The organism is Streptococcus cristatus AS 1.3089 (genome assembly GCF_000385925.1).
Taxonomy (GTDB): domain Bacteria; phylum Bacillota; class Bacilli; order Lactobacillales; family Streptococcaceae; genus Streptococcus; species Streptococcus cristatus_B.
Genome location: NC_021175.1, coordinates 941546 through 960038, shown reverse-complemented (window position 1 = coordinate 960038; position 18493 = coordinate 941546). Strand labels below are relative to the sequence as shown.

Below are 18493 nucleotides of genomic sequence, written 5' to 3'. Positions count from 1 at the left end.
TGAGTGGGCTCTACTAGGCTGATTTCATCAGCTTTTACAGCCCTACTCAACTGTGCGGAGGTGGGACGACGAAATCGAATTCTAACGAATTACCGATTTCTGTCCCACTCTCTTTTTAGTCTACTTAAGTATAAGAAAAATGTTAGATTTAAAAAATTTTGGAATTGAAATGTGGGAAGAGGAAAAAATTGCCTCTTTTCGCAAGAAATTATTGACTTGGTATGATGAAAACAAACGCGACCTGCCTTGGCGCCGAACAAACAATCCATATCATATCTGGGTTTCTGAGATTATGTTGCAGCAAACACGTGTGGATACCGTGATTCCTTACTATGAGCGTTTTCTTGACTGGTTCCCGACAGTAGCTGATTTAGCACATGCGCCAGAGGAGAGATTGCTCAAGGCTTGGGAAGGGTTGGGCTATTATTCACGGGTGCGAAATATGCAAAAAGCAGCCCAGCAGATAATGACGGATTTTGATGGAAAATTTCCTGATAACTATGAGGAAATTGCTAGCCTCAAAGGAATTGGACCTTATACGGCTGGCGCCATTGCTAGTATTGCCTTTGGCCTTCCTGAACCCGCGGTGGATGGAAATGTCATGCGGGTGCTGAGTCGATTGTTTGAGGTTGATTTAGATATTGGCCAACCTAGCAATCGTAAGGTTTTTCAGGCTATGATGGAGATTTTGATTGATCCAGACAGACCTGGAGATTTCAATCAGGCGTTGATGGATTTGGGATCGGATATTGAAGCTCCTATTAATCCTCATCCAGAAGACAGTCCTGTAAAAGAGTTCAGCGCAGCTTATTTGCACGGAACAATGGATAAATATCCAATTAAAGCACCTAAAAAGAAGCCAGTTCCGGTCTATTTGCAGGGCTTGATTATCGAAAACGAGCAAGGACAGTTCTTGCTTGAAAAGAATGAAGCTGCTGGCTTGCTATCAGGTTTTTGGCATTTTCCCTTGATTGAAGTCGAGGAATTTCAATCAGATAATCAGATGTCTCTCTTTGAGGTGGCTGAAAATCAGCCCAATCTGGACTTGTCTCCTCAAGAAAGCTTTGAGCAGGATTATGAGTTGATTGTCGATTGGCAGCAACAGTCCTTTCCGAAGGTGCAGCATGTTTTCAGTCATCGTAAGTGGCATATCCAGCTGGCTTATGGTCGAGTCAAAGATAGCCAGCACGAAGCTGAGGGAGAGGTCTTGTGGCTTGATCCAGAAGAATTTGGCAAGTACCCCTTTGCCAAGCCCCAGCAGAAGATGTGGGAGGCTTTTAGGAACGTAAAAGATGGAAACTAAAGTCAATAGTCTGTTGTACTCGATTAAATTTACGAAGAATAGGAAATCACTAAAATATGTCCCCTACCTCTAGTCCTCCAGATAAAACTTTTATTGGACGTCGTAGCAAACTTGCTAGTGTCATTTATTTTATATTAGGCGCTTTGAATTTCTTACATTGCCTTCTTTATTTTCAGCGGGTATTTTCTCCAACGGTGAAACCTGACTTCGTCATTATTCCAATTTTTATAGGTTTAAATATTTATTTTTTGACTCGCGAGTTCATCTATAAATTCTTCCATTGGTGTGGCTATCATGCCTTACCTGAGTTAGTCAAGTTCGGGAGCGGACGCTATTCCTTTCACTTGCCTGTCTTCGAAAGACACACCGAAAACTATAAAATCTATTACAGTAAAAGATCAAAGAAACATCAATTTCTCTTCTTTGTGAGCTATATTTTATATGTAAATTTAATTTTAGGAGTTCTTTTGCTCTTCTCATGTGTATACTGGGGTATTTTCATTGAGAGTTCATCGGAATTTCAAGATTGGCACGCTTTTCTATTTATTTTTTCACTAATCATCCTGTATATCTCTATTGAAGCTTTATTTAAAAAATATAAGCATTGGTTTAAAAATTATTTTAAACTAGATGATAAAATAGTAGAACGCGGCTTTCCGATATATACTTTGAAAGAAAAATAAAAGACAAACAATATTGTTTGTCTTTTTCGTTTTTAAAATAACTTATAGTCCTTCTCACTCTGTAAAGAGAGAGGCAAATAAACTACCCTTTAAATGGGAACTTGTGCTTAAATCCCAACAAAAGCTTTAATCTCATCTGCAGTCATAGAAGAATCACAACGAACAGCTACTTGGCCGTCTTGAACATGAACAAAACCAGGAACCGTAGGAATGCTGTATTCTGAACGGAAGGCTTGCAGTTTCTCTAATTCGCTAGCTTCTTCGCTATTGATAAAGAAAATATGCGCCTTGGTATCAGCGACAACACCTGCAAGAGTAGCAGCGAATTTACGGCAGTATGGGCAAGATTGGCGACCGACGAAGAAAGTTGCAGTTTCTTTGTCAGCAATAGCTTGGCGAGCTCGGTCAACAGTTGTGACTTCCAAGTCTTTAATATTTTGAGCAAATTGTTCCATAAATAATCCTCATTTCTTTTGATAAAACTAGTATGCCATAAAGTTCTTAAAATTGCTTAGATTTGATACGAAAAAAAGATGAGATTGCTTGGTCTCATCTTTTATAGGTCTTTATTTTACAAAAGCATTGATTTCCGCTTCGATATTTGCAATCTTAGCTTGTGAATCTTCGTTGCTTTCACCCACAACGGCAATGTAGAATTTGATTTTTGGTTCTGTTCCGGATGGACGGACAGCAATCCATGAACCATCAGCCAAGGCGTATTTCAGCACATCGCTTGGAGGAGTTGTAAGAGCTGTAACAGTACCATCTGCAGCGGTAGAAGTCTGCGCCTTAAAGTCTTCTACGACAGTAATAGCTGTTTGGTTCCATTCTTTTGGAGTATTATTACGGAACTTAGCCATGATTGCTTTGATTTGTTCTGCACCATCGACACCAGAAAGGGTAACAGAGATGGTCTTTTCAGCGTAGTAGCCATATTCTTTGTAGATTTCTTCGATACCATCAGCAAGTGTCAAACCACGTGAACGGTAGTAGGCGGCAAGTTCAGCCACGACTAGAACGGCTTGGATGGCGTCTTTATCACGTACGAATGGTTTGATCAAGTAACCGAAGCTTTCTTCAAATCCCATCATATAAGTGTGGTTGTGTTTTTCTTCGAATTCTTGAATCTTTTCAGCGATAAATTTGAAACCAGTCAAGACGTTGAACATGGTTGCGCCGTAGCTTTCAGCAATCTTAGTTACCAAGTCGGTAGAAACTATGGATTTGCAAAGAGCTGCGTTAGCTGGCAGAGTTCCAGCACTCTTATGAGCTTCTAAGATGTACTTAGCCATAATGGCTCCGATTTGGTTACCTGAAAGGTTGAGATAGCTGCCGTCTTTTTGCAGAACTTCTACACCAACACGGTCAGCGTCTGGGTCAGTTGCAACCAAGACATCTGCACCAACCTTGCGACCCAATTCCTCAGCTAAAGCAAAGGCTGCTTGGCTTTCAGGGTTTGGAGACTTAACAGTAGAGAAGTCTGGATCAGCGACAGCCTGTGCTTCAACGACTTGGACAGAGTCAAATCCTGCTTGGGCAAGAGCGCGACGGGCCAACATTTCCCCAGTACCATGAAGTGGTGTGTAGACAATCTTCATGTCCTTGCCGTATTCGTCAATCAGTTTTTGGTTGATATTGACATCTTTAACTTCCTTGAGGTATTCAGCATCAATAGCATCGCCAATCACTTCAATCAAGCCGGAAGCTTTTTCAGCTTCAACATCAGCGACCTCAATCGCAAAAGGATTTTCAATCGCACGGATGTAATCAGTCAATGCATCTGCATCATGCGGAGGCATTTGTCCGCCGTCTTCACCATATACCTTGTAGCCGTTAAATGGAGCAGGGTTGTGGCTGGCTGTAATCATGATACCAGCAAAAGTTCCCAAATGGCGCACTGCAAATGAAAGTTCTGGAGTTGGACGCAGGCTTTCAAATACATAAGACTTGATGCCATGTTTAGCCAAGACTGCAGCAGATTCAAAGGCAAATTCTGGTGAGAAGTGGCGAGAGTCGTAGGCGATTGCTACACCACGTTTCTTGAACTCATCTCCCTTTTCGTCAATCAAACGAGCCAAACCTTCCGTTGCCTGACGGACAACATAAATATTGATACGGTTGGTACCAGCACCAATCAGACCGCGCATACCGGCAGTACCGAACTCAAGGTTTGTATAAAAGGCATCTTCCTTAGTTTTTTCGTCCATACCTTCTAAATCTTTCCGAAGATAGTCTGGAAGTTCAGCAAAATCAAGCCATTTTTGGAAGTTATCTTGATAGGTCATAGGTGGAGTCTCCTTTATATTTAAGATAGAAAATCACTGTGTGGTTTTAAGAAGGGGCACAAGATTTTCTTGTTTGTTCAATCGCTTTCATTGTAACATATTTTCATAATTTTTGAAAGTGCCGACCTAAAAAATAATGAAATACTTTGAAAAAACGAGCATGCTTGGATCAAAAAAATAATCACGCTAGGTGATTATTTTTTAAGTTTTTCAAGTGCTGGAACGATTGCAACTGTAAGGATAGCAGAAATAATCATTTCTGAGATTGCATTAGCTGAAAAAATCAATGCAAGCATGGCTTTGATATCTCCATTGTAAACAGATGAAAATAGAATGAAAATTCCTCCAAGAACGAAGATGGTGTTAGTCATTGAGCCTACGGCACCAGCTAAAACTAAACCTGGCTTAGTTTTCATCCATTTGTAGACAAAATACGGAGTGATTCCGATTAGAATACGTGGAACCATGGCGATGATCAATGAATTGATGCTGCCGTTTTCTACAAAAGGACTGAAGAGGTAGCTAGTTGGCAGTTGGACAACGGTGTTGGTCACCACACTGATTACTCCCATTAGGGCTCCAAGAACAGCTCCAATTCGCGGTCCGTAGATAATACTAGCGATAATGACTGGAATATGAATAATGGTCGGTTTAATCGGAACCGGTAGTAGGTTGAAAATAACAGAGCTCAGCAGATGGAGCACTAACATAATAGCAAAAAAGATAGCAATTTGCGCGATACTAGATTGTTTTCTCATTTATAATTTCCTTTACTTTTTCTATAATAATATTGACATCAGCTAGAGCGCCAGTCCCATGATCTCCGCAAGCTAGAACAGCTTCACGCGGTTCGATAATCTCCCAGCCAAATTTTTTTAATCTTTCCAAATTGTGCTGAGTGAGTGGATTTTCATACATCTTGGTATTCATGGCTGGCGCGATGGCTTTTTTGACATGAGATGGGAGAGCAAGGGCTGTAGCGGTTACCATATTGTCTGCTAGACCATTAGCCAGTTTGGCGATGGTATTAGCTGTTGCGGGAGCGACTAAGAAAAGATTTGTTTCTTTGCCGATTTCAATATGGTTGACCTTTTCTGGCCTCGGCTCGTCCATAAGGTCAAGGGAAACAGGATTTTTTGATAAAACCTGTAAGGTCAGCGGGGTGATAAAGTGACTGGCAGCTTCCGTCATGAGAACAGATACACCATAGCCTAGCTTACCCAGCTGGCTCGTAATATCTGCTGCCTTATAGGCTGAAATACTGCCTGTAACAGCAAGAGTAACATGGGTCATGAACTGTCTCCTTTCTGGATATGGCTTAACATTTGTTCAGCAATTTCTTCCTTGGAGAAAGCTTCTGTGACAGTGTCTGCTCCTAGGAGATAGGCGTGGTGTTGCCCGTTAGAAATTTCAGTCAAATCGTTGGCTACAATTAATTCAGCTTGATTTTTTTCAAGACTGGCTCTAGCAGTAGCCAGTAACTCTTCTTTAGAAACACCTACCAAGAGCTTAAAGCCAATCAATCGAATATTTGGATTCCATTCTTTGACCTTGCTGATGATTTTAGGATTTTTCTTGAGGAACAGTACCTGATAATCATCAGCAGACGAAATCTTACTTTCAGCATTACTTTTTCCCAGAAATTCTGCCAAATCTGAACTGGCAAGAACCTCCTCAAATCCTACCATATACACTGGTTTATAGTCAGAAACAGCCATCGAATGAATGAGTACGTCATGAGCAGGCACCAGCCCTTCCATAGCTGTCAGGAGCTGCTCCGTATCTTCAATGATCTTAATCGTTAGGTTTTGATGCGGATCCGGTTTAACAGCTTTTGCCGTTGTCAGCAGAGTCACCGAAGAACCCTCCGCCAAGCAATGCTCAGTTATCATTTTCCCAAGTTGACCCGTCGAATGATTAGTGATAGAGCGGACTTGGTCGATTTTTTCACTCGTTCCGCCAGAGGTAATCAATATATTCATAGCTTTATTCTACAAGAAAAAACGAATTTAGTAAAATAAAATAAACTTAAAGTTTTATTCAGCTAAACTTATTTTTTCTATGAAAACTCTATATCCTCTAAAAGAATATAGAGTAATTACCGAACGTTGTGTTGTTATTGGAGTTTAAATGTGCAGTTTTATATCATATTTGTTATAATAGTTTTATCAAATTAGAGGAGTTCCTTAATGAAAACAGATATCGAAATTGCTCAGAGTGTTGAATTACAGCCCATTGTGGATGTAGTAAAAAAGATTGGCATTGATTATGACGACTTGGAGCTGTACGGAAAGTACAAGGCCAAGCTCAGTTTTGACAAGATTCGTGAAGTAGCAGAAAATCCTGTCGGCAAGCTGATTTTGGTGACGGCAATCAATCCAACTCCAGCTGGAGAAGGTAAGTCTACCATTACCATTGGACTGGCTGACGCGCTTAACAAGATTGGCAAGAAAACTATGATTGCTATCCGCGAACCATCCCTTGGACCAGTGATGGGTATCAAAGGGGGAGCAGCTGGCGGGGGTCATGCACAGGTGCTACCTATGGAAGATATCAACTTGCATTTTACTGGTGACATGCACGCCATCACAACTGCTAATAATGCTCTGTCTGCTCTCATCGATAATCATTTACATCAGGGAAATGAGCTGGGTATCGACCAACGTCGCATTATCTGGAAACGTGTTGTGGACCTAAATGACCGAGCACTGCGCCATGTGACGGTTGGCTTAGGCAGCCCGCTCAACGGTATTCCGCGCGAAGATGGTTTTGATATCACGGTTGCTTCTGAAATCATGGCGATTCTTTGCTTGGCAACGGATATTGAAGATTTGAAAAATCGCTTGGCTAACATCGTTATCGGCTATCGCTATGATCGCACGCCAGTCTATGTTCGTGACCTTGAGGTAGAAGGGGCACTGGCTTTGGTCTTAAAAGATGCGATTAAGCCAAATCTAGTACAGACTATTTACGGAACACCAGCCTTTGTTCATGGCGGACCGTTTGCCAATATCGCCCATGGCTGTAACTCTGTCTTAGCGACTAGTACAGCGCTGCGCTTGGCTGATTATACGGTGACAGAAGCCGGTTTCGGTGCGGATCTAGGTGCTGAGAAATTCTTGGATATCAAGACTCCAAACTTGCCAACTTCTCCAGATGCAGTCGTGATTGTGGCAACCTTGCGTGCGCTCAAGATGAATGGTGGTGTGGCTAAGGATGCACTTACTGAAGAAAATGTTGATGCGGTACGTGCTGGCTTTGCTAATCTTAAACGTCACGTTGAAAATATCCGTAAGTTCGGTATTCCAGCGGTAGTAGCTATCAATGAATTTGTCACTGATACGGAAGCTGAGATTACTACTCTTAAGGAACTCTGTGCAGAAATCGGGGTTCCGGTTGAGCTTGCTAGTGTCTGGGCTGATGGTGCTGAAGGCGGTGTGGCTCTTGCTGAGACTGTTGTCAAAACCATTGACGAAAATGCAGCACACTACACTCGTCTCTATGACAATGACTCAACAATTGAAGCGAAAATCGAGAAGATTGTCACAGAAATCTATCGTGGTTCAAAAGTGAACTTTGAGAAAAAAGCGCAGACTCAGATTCGGGAAATTGTCAAGAACGGCTGGGACAAGATGCCAATTTGTATGGCCAAAACGCAGTATAGTTTCTCAGACAATCCTGCTGCTCTGGGGGCGCCAGAAAACTTTGAAATTACTATTCGCGAATTGGTACCAAAACTTGGGGCAGGCTTTATCGTGGCTTTGACAGGAGATGTCATGACAATGCCAGGTCTACCAAAACGTCCTGCAGCACTTAATATGGATGTGGCGGCAGACGGTACAGCGATTGGTTTGTTCTAAGATCCATTATAAAGGCTCTAACGAGCCTTTTTTTGATATAATAGTGGAAATAACGTAAACACGGGGTCTTTATGAATATAAGATTAGCTAAGAAATCAGACGCTGCGGCCTTGCTAGCTATTTACGCGCCTTATGTAGAGAATACAGTCATCACTTTTGAATACGAAGTACCGACCATTGAGGATTTCGCAAATCGGATTGAAAAAACGTTGGGAAAATATCCTTATCTGGTAGCGGAAGAAGATGGTGTAGTCTTAGGTTATGCCTATGCTTCAACTTACTATGCGCGTGCAGCCTACGATTGGGCTGTGGAATTATCCGTTTATGTCAGCCAAGATACTCGAGGAAAAGGAGTCGGCAGCAAGCTTTATGATGAACTTGAAGGCCTGTTAGATCAGATGGGATATATGCATTTTCTAGCCTGTATCTCTTTGCCAAATGAGGATAGCTTCGCTTTCCATGCCAAGCGAGGTTATCAGCAAGTAGCACATTTCCCTAAAATTGGCTATAAATTCGAACGTTGGCATGATATTGTTTGGCTGCAAAAATCCTTAGAAAAGCAAGCTGGATCCATCAAACTTTTAACAGAAATGGAGTAAAAATGATGAAAAAGAAATACATAATAATAACTCTCCTAAGTATTGCCCTTTTGACCTTGTCAGGCTGTCAGTCCGTTGAAAAATGGTTCAAAAATGCCAAAGAGGAATGGCTGGGGCTGGAGATGACAGTTCGAACCTACGATGAGAATTCCCAGCTCATTGACCAGATGTCGGGCAAGTCCTTATCTATCTCACGCAACGAGGAATTTGACTCAGTTGATGCGGAAGGAAATTCCAAGGAAGACTCATCTGTTCTCAAAATTACCTTGGGTAAATATGAGATTGACCATGTGGGCTCTTCCTTGATTGCAGAAGAAAAAGGCTTGAAAGATGTTTTTGCCCAGTATCAAAAGACTGCTGATGTTGAGGAAAACAGCCATGCAGTCCCCGTTTTGAATCGCATGATTTCAGCCTTCAAAAATGAGTTTACGGGCAAGAAGAAAGTCATTCTGATTCGCTCGCAAAACGGGACTCCGCTGGCTGCTTATGCTGGCGATCGTGTTTCTCTTGATAAGTCAGATGCTCCAAAAACCTCTGAATTGTTGATTGACGGTAAGCGATTGGTGATTTACCGCTGCGACTACACTATTTATGACCGAGAATTGCTGGAGTAAGCTATGATTGTAGAGGAATTGGTAAAAGAGTTAAAAGCTGTAGCTAACCCTGATGATGCAGTGGCTATGAAAGCCTATATGAAAAATAAATTTGAGTTTCTCGGAGTCAAGACTCCAGCCAGACGGAAGTTCGCAAAAACTTTTTTCAAACAGCAGACTGACTCCGTCATTGACTGGGATTTCATAAATGCAGCTTGGAATAATCCCTATCGAGAATTGCAATATGCTGCGCTGGATTATCTGGAGATTTACAAGAAGCTATTGACCCCATCTGATTTGCCACGCTTAAAAAAGCTGGCTCAAATCAAGTCTTGGTGGGACACTATTGACTTTTTGGACCGCTTGGTCGGATCAATCATTGCACGGTTTCCAGAAACCAAAGAGATTATTTTATCCTGGAGTTGTGATGAGGATATCTGGCTGCGGCGCTTGGCTATTGACCATCAGTTGCTGCGAAAAGAAGAAACAGACACAGAGCTGTTGGAGAAAATTTTACTGAATAATCTGGGCCAAACTGAATTCTTTATTAACAAGGCCATCGGTTGGGCGCTGAGAGATTATTCCAAAACTAATTAAGACTGGGTCAGAGATTTTATCCAGCGACATCGGGAAGAGATGGCTGCGCTTAGTATTCGAGAGGGAAGTAAGTATCTGTGATGGTTGACTAATCTTTATAGCTTGACATTTTCTACGCGATAGCTTATGATAGATAGGTGCGATGAGTCGATATGCAGTTTATCTGCAAATTGAAGCATGGGAGGTCATAACGCAGGAGCGGACCTTGATCAGTTGTGTGAACCTGCTGATCACACGAAAGTGCCCTTATCCCCAGTCTACGGATTGGGGATTTTTCTATGTCTCTTAGAGAGGCAAGACGGTTAGTTGCAGCCGAGCTTAGAGGCATTGATACTGAGACGGTCGTCGTCGTGAGTGCTATTGCTCTTGACGAAACAACTTCGCAGAAGGCAGTTGAGTCTTAGAGCAGTGGATACAGTTTTGTTCGTGAGAACAAAAGCTGTAAACCTTGCTAGTTCTCTTAGAGTGGCAAGACGGTTAGTCTCAGCCGAGCTTAGAGGCATTGATACTGAAACGGTCGTCGTCGTGAATGCTATTGCTCTTGATGAAACAACTTCGTAGAAGGCAGTTGAGTCGTAGAGCAATGGATGCAGTTTTGTTCGTGAGAACAAAATCTGTAAACCTTGAAAACTCTCTTAGAGAGGCAAGATGGTTTGTCTCAGCCGAACTTAGAGGCATTGATACTGAAACGGTCGTCATCGTGAGTGCTATTACTCTTGATGAAACAACTAAGCAGAAGGCAGTTGAGTCTTAGAATAGCAGCAACATTTTAAAAAGCCTGGCTTATCCTTCAGAAATGTTTGCAATTTTCATCAAAAATAGTATAATACTAGAATATACAAAATTTTTAGAAAATTCAGAGGTGGATTGTATGGGATATACAGTTGCTGTGGTTGGTGCCACTGGTGCCGTTGGCGCTCAAATGATTAAAATGATGGAAGAATCATCGCTTCCAATTGACAAGATTCGTTATTTGGCTTCTGCACGTTCAGCAGGTAAGACTTTGAAATTTAAAGACCAAGATATTACGATTGAGGAAACGACTGAGACAGCTTTTGAAGGTGTGGATATTGCTCTCTTTTCAGCAGGTGGTTCTACATCAGCTAAGTATGCACCATACGCCGTTAAAGCTGGAGCGGTAGTGGTGGATAATACATCTTATTTCCGTCAAAATCCCGATGTACCCTTGGTGGTCCCAGAAGTAAATGCTCATGCCTTGGATGCCCACAATGGAATCATTGCCTGCCCTAACTGTTCAACTATCCAGATGATGGTAGCTCTTGAGCCTGTTCGTCAAAAATGGGGCTTGGATCGTATCATTGTTTCAACTTACCAAGCTGTTTCAGGTGCTGGTATGGGAGCGATTCTTGAAACACAGCGTGAACTTCGTGAAGTCTTGAATGATGGTGTAAATCCACGTGATTTGCATGCGGAAATCTTACCTTCAGGTGGGGACAAAAAACACTATCCTATCGCCTTCAACGCTCTTCCACAAATTGATGTCTTCACGGACAATGATTACACTTACGAAGAGATGAAGATGACCAAGGAAACCAAGAAAATCATGGAAGATGACAGTATTGCAGTATCTGCAACCTGTGTGCGTATTCCAGTCTTGTCAGCTCACTCTGAGTCTGTTTACATCGAAACAAAAGAAGTGGCTCCAATCGAAGAAGTCAAAGCAGCCATTGCAGCCTTCCCAGGTGCAGTTCTGGAGGATGATGTGGCTCATCAAATCTATCCGCAAGCTATCAATGCAGTAGGTTCACGTGATACCTTTGTTGGTCGTATCCGTAAAGACTTGGATGCCGAAAAAGGAATTCACATGTGGGTTGTTTCAGATAACCTTCTCAAAGGTGCTGCTTGGAATTCTGTCCAAATCGCTGAAACACTGCATGAGCGTGGCTTGGTTCGTCCAACAGATGAAGTCGTTTTTGAATTAAAATAAGCTGTCTAAAAATACGTGACAGATCGAGGATTGAATATCTGTCATTCAATCCTCTTTTCATACAAAGAGAGGTAAGTCTATGGCATACGCAGATTTGAAGAATTGTAAAATCATCACAGCTTTTATCACGCCTTTTCATGAAGATGGCTCCATCAATTTTGAGGCCATTCCAGATCTGATTGAGCATCTTCTGGCTCACCATACGGATGGGATTTTGCTAGCTGGAACGACTGCAGAGAGTCCAACTCTGACTCACGATGAAGAGTTGGAATTATTTGCGGCTGTTCAAGAAGTTGTCAAGGGTCGCGTTCCTTTGATAGCTGGTGTTGGTACCAACGAAACGCGTGACTCCATTGAATTTGTCAAAGAAGTAGATGCCTTTGGTGGTTTTGCGGCTGGGTTGGCCATTGTTCCCTATTACAATAAACCTTCTCAAGAGGGTATGTATCAGCACTTTAAAGCCATTGCGGATGCTTCAAACTTGCCTATCATTATCTATAATATCCCAGGACGGGTAGTAGTTGAGATGACACCTGAAACTATGTTGAGGCTGGCAGAACATCCAAATATTATCGGCGTGAAAGAATGTACCAGTCTGGCGAATATGGCCTATCTGATTGAACATCGTCCAGAAGAGTTCCTGATTTATACGGGTGAGGATGGCGATGCCTTTCATGCTATGAATCTGGGTGCTGATGGGGTTATTTCCGTTGCTTCTCACACAAATGGTGATGAAATGTTTGAAATGCTGGACGCTATCGAGCACAATGACATCAAAAAAGCGGCTGCCATTCAGCGGAAGTTCATTCCAAAAGTCAATGCCCTGTTCTCTTACCCAAGCCCTGCTCCAGTCAAGGCCGTCCTCAATTACATGGGCTTTGCAGCAGGTCCAACCCGCTTACCGCTTGTGCCAGCTCCTGAGGAAGATGCTAAGCGTATTATCAAGGTTGTGGTTGATGGCGACTATGAAGCGACTAAAGAGACTGTTAAAGGGGTTCTAAGACCAGATTATTGATCGGTAATTTTGGTTTAGAGTTTATATAGATAAGTAAGGTGTAATTAAATAGTATGACAGAAAAGTATAGTCAACGAATCGAAGAGTACAAGGCAAAGCGCAGTCTGGAAAAACTTGAGGGGAAGAGAGTTTACGACAAGCCAATTATTCGAACTGGTGATAAGGCAAGTTTCTATGGCGCAGGTTTAATTTTGTTAGGGTTTGGTTTGGGGGCTCTTTATCTACTCCTTAACCTTATAACAGATTGGGATTTAAAACTTTTCTCTCTCATCTGGGAAACACTTGCTGGATTAGGGATTGTTGTCAGTCTTTTCAGGGCTTTTAAAATTGGTCGGTTAGAGTTGCATACTGTGCCAATGATAGCCGACAAAGAGAAGAATTTTGACATTAAAAGGGCTTTTAATCTTTATAATGTCGTTCACAAACCGACGAAGAAAGTTTTACTTCAATACGATAGCGAGGATGATAGTTTAATTTCTCTAAACGCTGGGGGTGACTTATTAGTTGAGCTCCTAAAGAAAGTTGAGGAAGAGAAATTGCCTTTTAATAAGATTAACAAAACTCTGAAATTAGAAGAAGTGTCTGAAAATCATTGGAAAATGCATTATCGATACAAGAAACAAGATATTGTATTAGAGCAAAATGAGAGTGGGACAGAAATCGGTAATTCGTTAGAATTCGATTTCGTCGTCCCACCTCCGCACAGATGAGTAGGGCTGCAAAAGCTGATGAAATCAGCGTAATAGAGCCCACTCAACCACTGCGTCTTGCTCGACAATCCAAAGACAATTGAGAGGCTAGGACTTTTGTCCCAGCCTCTTATTAGTTAGTTCTATTAACTTGATAAAAGGACTAGCATTTATAGTTGTCTGAAAAATATTTCAAAAGGATTGCATTTGAACGGTACATCAAACGTTAGATAAAATTATAAGGATTGTGGCTCGGTTCATCTCTGCAGTCCTTTTTCTAAATGTTCCATTCTTTTTGAAAAAAACAAGAAAAAATTGTATAATGATAGGGTAAGTTCTAGCTTGAGAGGTGATGAAATGCGGGTTCGTAAGGCAAGCAAGGATGATTGGCATCAAATCCAAAAAATATGTAGAGAAACTTGGCTGACTACCTATAAAGATATTTATTCCTCTTCCTACATAGAACGAGTGTTTGACATGTTCTATAGCCGAGAACGTTTGCACAAGGACTTGACTGAACTTTCTACCGAATGGAACGGCTATTGGCTAGCAGAAAGGAATGGGCAGGTGCTAGGTTGTATTGGTGGTGGAATGAGCGAGGACGGCAGAGCCAATGTCTACGTTCTCTATGTCTTGCCTCAGGCTCAACGTTTGGGAATTGGTCATGAGTTACTTGAGACCTTGACAACTTATCAAAAATCACAATATCATGCTAAAGAACAAGCCGTCACAGTAACTGAAGGAAATGCTATTGGTCTTCCTTTTTATGAAAAAGAGGGCTTTGTCTTTGACTCTGCTACTGAAAATTGGATTGATAGCAGTCAAGCCAGAGATTTACATTACATCAGAAATATATAAATAAAGGAGTATTTTATGAAAGTTATTAAACGTAGTGGGGAAGTCGTTGATTTTGACCCAGATAAAATCTATCAAGCGGTATTAAAAGCAGCTCAAACTGTTTACGTCTTGACAGATGACCTCCGTCAAAATCTAGCCTTGGTGACAAAAAAAGTCGTGTTAGATTTGGAAGAAGCCAAGGTTGAGCGTGCGACTATCAGTATGATTCAGTCTATGGTTGAAAATCGTCTCTTGGGAGCAGGTTATATCACCATTGCTGAGCATTATATTTCTTACCGCTTGCAGCGTGATTTGGAGCGCAGTGGTTACGGTGATCATATCGCTGTCCATTTGCATTTTGAACAAATCCGATAAAAATGCTGAAAAGCCCACACGGGCTTTTTCTTTTTCAAAACTCAATATAAAAAGTCAGTTCAAGGTAGATCTTTCTTCAAAGTTTGTAACCGCATTCAAAGATTTTTTCCTAGTTTTTATTAGAAAAAGACCTTTCAAAGCCAGTCAAATCAATATGTATAATCTCAACTTATGGTCTTATTAATCTTTCTTAAGTAGACATTATAACATATTAGATATAAAATGAAAGCGTCAACAAATACTGAGTCGCAAAATGAAAGCGCTCTTATTACAAATAAAAACTATACAAAAGGAGTCAATAAAATGGCAACTAAAGAAGAAATTTTGCGTGAACTATACCCTGAGGATCTTTTCCACTATGCAGATGGCTTGACATTGGGAGAAGCTGAAGTATTACAAGAAACTCGTCGTTTGATTGAAAAACACCTTCGTCCTGTAATCAATGAATATTGGGAAGCACCTGATTTCCCATTCGAACAATTCTATGCTGTTGCTAAAGGCGCTCAAATCATGAACAACCCTAAATTGTTCGAAGGTCGCGAAGGCAACTACAAACCATCAGAACTTTATATCGCATTCTTGTATTTGGAATTAGCTCGTTTTGATGCGTCTATAGCAACTTTCTTCACAGTTCATGGTGGACTTTGCTACAACACAATCTTGCTTGGTGGTGACGAGCGTCAACAAAAAGAATTCCTTCCTAAATTGGCTGCATTTGACTGGCAAGGATGTTTCGCTTTGACTGAGCCGTTGTCAGGTTCTGACATTGCTGGAGGTCTTGCTACAACAGCTGAGCGTGTTGGCGATAAATGGATCTTGAACGGAGAAAAACGTTGGATCGGTGGATCAGATACAGCTGATGTTGTTCCAGTATTTGCCCGCGACGTTGAAGATGGAAAAGTGAAATGCTTTATCGTTCGTAAGGGAGCTCCTGGATATCATGCAGAACCAATCCCACACAAGATTGCTCTTCGTTGTGTCCGTAATGGCCATATTACCATGAAGAATGTAGAGGTTCCAGATTCAGACCGTTTGGTAAATATCAATGGTTTTGGTGATGTAGCCCGTATCTTGACCTTCACTCGTGCGGACGTTGCTCACATTGCTATGGGAGTGACTTGTGGATCATATGTTGCAGCTCTTAAATATGCTAAAGATCGTGAACAGTTCAAACGTCCAATCGCCAAATTCCAAATTGTTCAAGAAAAATTGGCTCGTATGCAAGCAAATGCTGTAGCAGTTATTGCTTATTCAACTCGTATTGCAGAAATGCAAGAAGCAGGTAACGAATTGATGCTTAACTCTGCACTTGCTAAGATGCACAACTCATTGGTAATGCGCGAAACAGTTGCTCTTGCTCGTGAAACTTGCGGAGGTAATGGTATTACACTTGAGACAGACGTTGCTCGTTTCTTTGCAGATGCTGAATCAATCTATACCTATGAAGGTTCACACGAAGTGAATGCCTTGATTGTTGGTCGTGAGATTACTGGTGTTGGAGCATTTGTATAATAATGAATTTGGAACGATTGCTCAGCATTTGCTAGTAATCGTTCCGATTCTTTCTTTTTGAAGTTTATATTTTGATAGTAAATAGGAGAAAAAAATGAGTATTTCAAAAGTGATGATCATTGGATCAGGTCAAATGGGAAGCGGTATTGCACAAGTCTTTGCTCAATCAGGTTTCACAGTTTATCTCAATGATATCAAGGAAGAGTTTGTTCAAAGAGGACTAGATGGTATCGCTAAGCAATTGTCTCGTTCTGTTGAAAAAGGTCGTTTGTCAGCGGAAGATAAAGACAGCATTTTGGCAAATCTGATTCCTTCTACATCTTATGAAGATGCTAAACATGTTCAATTGGTTATTGAAGCGGCTACTGAAAATCGCGACATCAAATTGAGCATCTTTAAACAATTGGATGAGTTGACTGACCCTCAAACTATTTTGGCTTCAAACACTTCATCTCTATCTGTTACGGATATTGCAGCAGCGACAGTTCATCAAGAACGCGTTATTGGTATGCACTTCTTCAACCCAGCACCAGTTATGAAATTGGTCGAAGTTATCCGTGCACTTCAAACTTCAGATGAAGTTGTGAAAGCCGTTCGTGAATTGACTGAAAAAATCGGTAAAACAGCTGTAGACGTGAAAGATTCTTATGGTTTTGTTGTGAACCGTATCTTGATTCCAATGATCAATGAAGCTATTTTCATCTTGGGTGAAGGTGTTGCTTCAGCAGAAGAAATTGACGAAGCAATGAAACTAGGTGCTAATCACCCAATTGGCCCATTGGCATTGGCTGACTTGATTGGTCTTGATGTCTGCTTGGCTATCATGGGAGTGTTAAACAATGGATTTGGAGATCCTAAGTATCGTCCTGCTCCACTTCTGAAGAAGATGGTTGAAGCTGGTAAGCTTGGTCGCAAGACTAAAGAAGGATTCTTTAAATACTAAGATAATAAGGAGCAAGAAATGAAAGAAGCAGTTATTGTAGCAGCAGTCCGCACACCTTTAGGTTCTTTTGGTGGAACTTTAAAAAATGTTTCGGCTGTTGATCTAGGTACTTTGGTTATTAAAAGTGCTATTGAACGAGCAAACTTGAAACCAGAACAAGTTGATGAAGTTATCATGGGTAACGTTCTGGGTGCAGGTCTTGGTCAAAACGTAGCTCGTCAAATGAGTGTTAACGCAGGTGTTCCAGTAGCTTCTCCAGCTTTCACTATTAACAAAGTTTGTGGATCTGGTTTGAAAGCAGTACAATTGGCAGCTCAAGCTGTATTGTGTGGAGATGCTGATATCGTTGTAGCTGGTGGAGCTGAAAACATGAGCCAAGCTCCTTATGTTCTTCAAAATCAACGTTGGGGCGCTCGTATGGGTGATTCTAAAGTCGTCGATACGATGCTTCGCGATGGTTTGACTGATGGATTTGAAGGTTTCCATATGGGAATCACAGCTGAAAACGTTGCTGAACAATATGGAATTACACGTGAAGACCAAGATAACTTTGCTGTGCAATCTCAAAAACGTGCAGTTGCAGCTATCGAAGCTGGTCGTTTCAAAGAAGAAATTGTTCCTGTTGAAATTCCGCAACGTAAAGGCGATCCTATCGTATTTGATACAGATGAATTTCCAAGAAAAGACGCTTCTCTTGAAGGTTTGGGTAAATTGCGTCCAGTATTCAAGAAAGATGGTACTGTAACTGCTGGTAATGCTTCAGGTATTAACGACGGTGCAGCAGCAGTTGTTGTTATGAGTGCTGATAAAGCTAAAGAATTGGGCGTTCCAGTCTTGGCAACGATCAAATCTTACGCAAGCGCTGGACTAGATCCAAAAGTTATGGGTTGCGGTCCGATTTACGCATCTCGCAAAGCTCTTGAAAAAGGCGGATTTACAGTGGAAGATTTAGATTTGGTTGAATCCAATGAAGCATTTGCAGCGCAAGCATGTGCCGTTGGAAAAGAATTGAATCTTGATCCTGAAAAAGTCAATGTAAATGGTGGTGCGATTGCTCTTGGTCACCCAATCGGTGCTTCAGGCTGCCGTATTTTGGTAACACTCTTGCATGAAATGCAAAAACGTGATGTTAAACGTGGCCTTGCTACCCTTTGTATCGGTGGCGGAATGGGTACAGCGGTCATCGTAGAACGCTAAACCCTAGTTCATTTTTGAAGTTTTCCATTTGCTTCTACTATATAAACAAGTCCTATC

At 41.5% G+C, this 18493-nt stretch carries 18 protein-coding genes and 1 pseudogene; 14 read left to right on the top strand and 5 right to left on the bottom strand.

The genetic code is table 11. The features are described from left to right. Positions 1 to 139: 139 nt before the first annotated feature. Positions 140 to 1303 (top strand): A/G-specific adenine glycosylase, encoded by a 1164-nt coding sequence (gene mutY / locus I872_RS04705; RefSeq protein WP_015604999.1) that lies wholly within the window; start codon positions 140 to 142, stop codon positions 1301 to 1303. 790 nt (positions 1304 to 2093) lie between these two features. On the opposite strand, the gene I872_RS04695 is transcribed toward mutY, so the two are convergent. From I872_RS04695 to I872_RS04675, 5 genes are all read right to left on the bottom strand, one after another. Continuing rightward, positions 2094 to 2441 (bottom strand): DUF6568 family protein, encoded by a 348-nt coding sequence (locus I872_RS04695; RefSeq protein ID WP_015604997.1) that lies wholly within the window; start codon positions 2439 to 2441, stop codon positions 2094 to 2096. A 111-nt stretch (positions 2442 to 2552) separates the two neighbouring features. Next, a complete protein-coding gene (locus I872_RS04690; RefSeq protein ID WP_015604996.1) occupies positions 2553 to 4271 on the bottom strand; it encodes a phospho-sugar mutase in 1719 nt (572 codons plus the stop codon). Between the two features lie 194 nt (positions 4272 to 4465). Then, positions 4466 to 5029: an ECF transporter S component gene (locus I872_RS04685; RefSeq protein ID WP_015604995.1), complete on the bottom strand. Its 564-nt coding sequence runs from the start codon at positions 5027 to 5029 to the stop codon at positions 4466 to 4468. Beyond that, complete coding sequence (gene coaC, locus I872_RS04680) at positions 5013 to 5564, bottom strand: phosphopantothenoylcysteine decarboxylase (protein WP_015604994.1); 552 nt, start codon at positions 5562 to 5564, stop codon at positions 5013 to 5015. Before coaC ends, I872_RS04685 begins: the two co-directional genes overlap by 17 nt. Further along, positions 5561 to 6253 carry a phosphopantothenate--cysteine ligase gene (locus I872_RS04675; protein ID WP_015604993.1) on the bottom strand — a complete coding sequence of 231 codons (693 nt, stop codon included), beginning with the start codon at positions 6251 to 6253 and terminating at the stop codon, positions 5561 to 5563. The genes coaC and I872_RS04675 overlap by 4 nt, the downstream gene beginning before the upstream one ends. Positions 6254 to 6460: 207 nt before the next feature. On the opposite strand from I872_RS04675, the gene I872_RS04670 reads away from it, so the two are divergent. The 13 genes and pseudogenes from I872_RS04670 (at position 6461) to I872_RS04610 (ending at position 18436) form a co-directional block, all read left to right on the top strand. Then, the gene (locus I872_RS04670; protein WP_015604992.1) at positions 6461 to 8131 is read left to right on the top strand and encodes a formate--tetrahydrofolate ligase; all 1671 of its coding nucleotides are present in this window, start codon (positions 6461 to 6463) and stop codon (positions 8129 to 8131) included. Positions 8132 to 8202: 71 nt separating this feature from the next. Beyond that, positions 8203 to 8730 carry a GNAT family N-acetyltransferase gene (locus I872_RS04665; protein ID WP_015604991.1) on the top strand — a complete coding sequence of 176 codons (528 nt, stop codon included), beginning with the start codon at positions 8203 to 8205 and terminating at the stop codon, positions 8728 to 8730. 2 nt (positions 8731 to 8732) lie between these two features. Continuing rightward, the gene (locus I872_RS04660; protein WP_095666419.1) at positions 8733 to 9344 is read left to right on the top strand and encodes a DUF5052 family protein; all 612 of its coding nucleotides are present in this window, start codon (positions 8733 to 8735) and stop codon (positions 9342 to 9344) included. A 3-nt stretch (positions 9345 to 9347) separates the two neighbouring features. Continuing rightward, positions 9348 to 10001: pseudogene (locus tag I872_RS04655) on the top strand (DNA alkylation repair protein). A 197-nt stretch (positions 10002 to 10198) separates the two neighbouring features. After that, entirely contained in the window at positions 10199 to 10324 is a 126-nt protein-coding gene (locus I872_RS12380; RefSeq protein WP_261765027.1) for a hypothetical protein, read from the top strand. 467 nt (positions 10325 to 10791) lie between these two features. Continuing rightward, positions 10792 to 11868, top strand: coding sequence for an aspartate-semialdehyde dehydrogenase (locus I872_RS04645; protein WP_015604988.1), 1077 nt, complete (start codon positions 10792 to 10794; stop codon positions 11866 to 11868). A gap of 79 nt (positions 11869 to 11947) precedes the next feature. Then, complete coding sequence (gene dapA / locus I872_RS04640; protein ID WP_015604987.1) at positions 11948 to 12883, top strand: 4-hydroxy-tetrahydrodipicolinate synthase; 936 nt, start codon at positions 11948 to 11950, stop codon at positions 12881 to 12883. Between the two features lie 53 nt (positions 12884 to 12936). After that, positions 12937 to 13593 (top strand): hypothetical protein, encoded by a 657-nt coding sequence (locus tag I872_RS04635; protein ID WP_015604986.1) that lies wholly within the window; start codon positions 12937 to 12939, stop codon positions 13591 to 13593. A 336-nt stretch (positions 13594 to 13929) separates the two neighbouring features. Next, positions 13930 to 14430 (top strand): GNAT family N-acetyltransferase, encoded by a 501-nt coding sequence (locus I872_RS04630; protein WP_015604985.1) that lies wholly within the window; start codon positions 13930 to 13932, stop codon positions 14428 to 14430. Between the two features lie 15 nt (positions 14431 to 14445). After that, complete coding sequence (locus tag I872_RS04625; protein WP_015604984.1) at positions 14446 to 14784, top strand: ATP cone domain-containing protein; 339 nt, start codon at positions 14446 to 14448, stop codon at positions 14782 to 14784. A gap of 303 nt (positions 14785 to 15087) precedes the next feature. Beyond that, positions 15088 to 16296 carry an acyl-CoA dehydrogenase FadE gene (gene fadE / locus I872_RS04620; RefSeq protein WP_015604983.1) on the top strand — a complete coding sequence of 403 codons (1209 nt, stop codon included), beginning with the start codon at positions 15088 to 15090 and terminating at the stop codon, positions 16294 to 16296. Positions 16297 to 16390: 94 nt separating this feature from the next. Beyond that, on the top strand, positions 16391 to 17239 hold the full coding sequence (locus I872_RS04615) for a 3-hydroxybutyryl-CoA dehydrogenase (RefSeq protein WP_015604982.1): 849 nt from the start codon (positions 16391 to 16393) through the stop codon (positions 17237 to 17239). Between the two features lie 18 nt (positions 17240 to 17257). Then, positions 17258 to 18436, top strand: a complete 1179-nt coding sequence (locus I872_RS04610) for an acetyl-CoA C-acetyltransferase (protein ID WP_015604981.1) — start codon at positions 17258 to 17260, stop codon at positions 18434 to 18436. The last annotated feature ends 57 nt before the right edge of the window (positions 18437 to 18493 follow it).

Excerpts from the sequence above, each read along its gene's own strand:
- mutY (WP_015604999.1), top strand. The coding sequence starts at position 140 with ATGTTAGATTTAAAAAATTTTGGAATTGAAATGTGGGAAGAGGAAAAA.
- I872_RS04695 (WP_015604997.1), bottom strand. The coding sequence starts at position 2,441 with ATGGAACAATTTGCTCAAAATATTAAAGACTTGGAAGTCACAACTGTT.
- I872_RS04690 (WP_015604996.1), bottom strand. The coding sequence starts at position 4,271 with ATGACCTATCAAGATAACTTCCAAAAATGGCTTGATTTTGCTGAACTT.
- I872_RS04685 (WP_015604995.1), bottom strand. The coding sequence starts at position 5,029 with ATGAGAAAACAATCTAGTATCGCGCAAATTGCTATCTTTTTTGCTATT.
- coaC (WP_015604994.1), bottom strand. The coding sequence starts at position 5,564 with ATGACCCATGTTACTCTTGCTGTTACAGGCAGTATTTCAGCCTATAAG.
- I872_RS04675 (WP_015604993.1), bottom strand. The coding sequence starts at position 6,253 with ATGAATATATTGATTACCTCTGGCGGAACGAGTGAAAAAATCGACCAA.
- I872_RS04670 (WP_015604992.1), top strand. The coding sequence starts at position 6,461 with ATGAAAACAGATATCGAAATTGCTCAGAGTGTTGAATTACAGCCCATT.
- I872_RS04665 (WP_015604991.1), top strand. The coding sequence starts at position 8,203 with ATGAATATAAGATTAGCTAAGAAATCAGACGCTGCGGCCTTGCTAGCT.
- I872_RS04660 (WP_095666419.1), top strand. The coding sequence starts at position 8,733 with ATGATGAAAAAGAAATACATAATAATAACTCTCCTAAGTATTGCCCTT.
- I872_RS12380 (WP_261765027.1), top strand. The coding sequence starts at position 10,199 with ATGTCTCTTAGAGAGGCAAGACGGTTAGTTGCAGCCGAGCTTAGAGGC.
- I872_RS04645 (WP_015604988.1), top strand. The coding sequence starts at position 10,792 with ATGGGATATACAGTTGCTGTGGTTGGTGCCACTGGTGCCGTTGGCGCT.
- dapA (WP_015604987.1), top strand. The coding sequence starts at position 11,948 with ATGGCATACGCAGATTTGAAGAATTGTAAAATCATCACAGCTTTTATC.
- I872_RS04635 (WP_015604986.1), top strand. The coding sequence starts at position 12,937 with ATGACAGAAAAGTATAGTCAACGAATCGAAGAGTACAAGGCAAAGCGC.
- I872_RS04630 (WP_015604985.1), top strand. The coding sequence starts at position 13,930 with ATGCGGGTTCGTAAGGCAAGCAAGGATGATTGGCATCAAATCCAAAAA.
- I872_RS04625 (WP_015604984.1), top strand. The coding sequence starts at position 14,446 with ATGAAAGTTATTAAACGTAGTGGGGAAGTCGTTGATTTTGACCCAGAT.
- fadE (WP_015604983.1), top strand. The coding sequence starts at position 15,088 with ATGGCAACTAAAGAAGAAATTTTGCGTGAACTATACCCTGAGGATCTT.
- I872_RS04615 (WP_015604982.1), top strand. The coding sequence starts at position 16,391 with ATGAGTATTTCAAAAGTGATGATCATTGGATCAGGTCAAATGGGAAGC.
- I872_RS04610 (WP_015604981.1), top strand. The coding sequence starts at position 17,258 with ATGAAAGAAGCAGTTATTGTAGCAGCAGTCCGCACACCTTTAGGTTCT.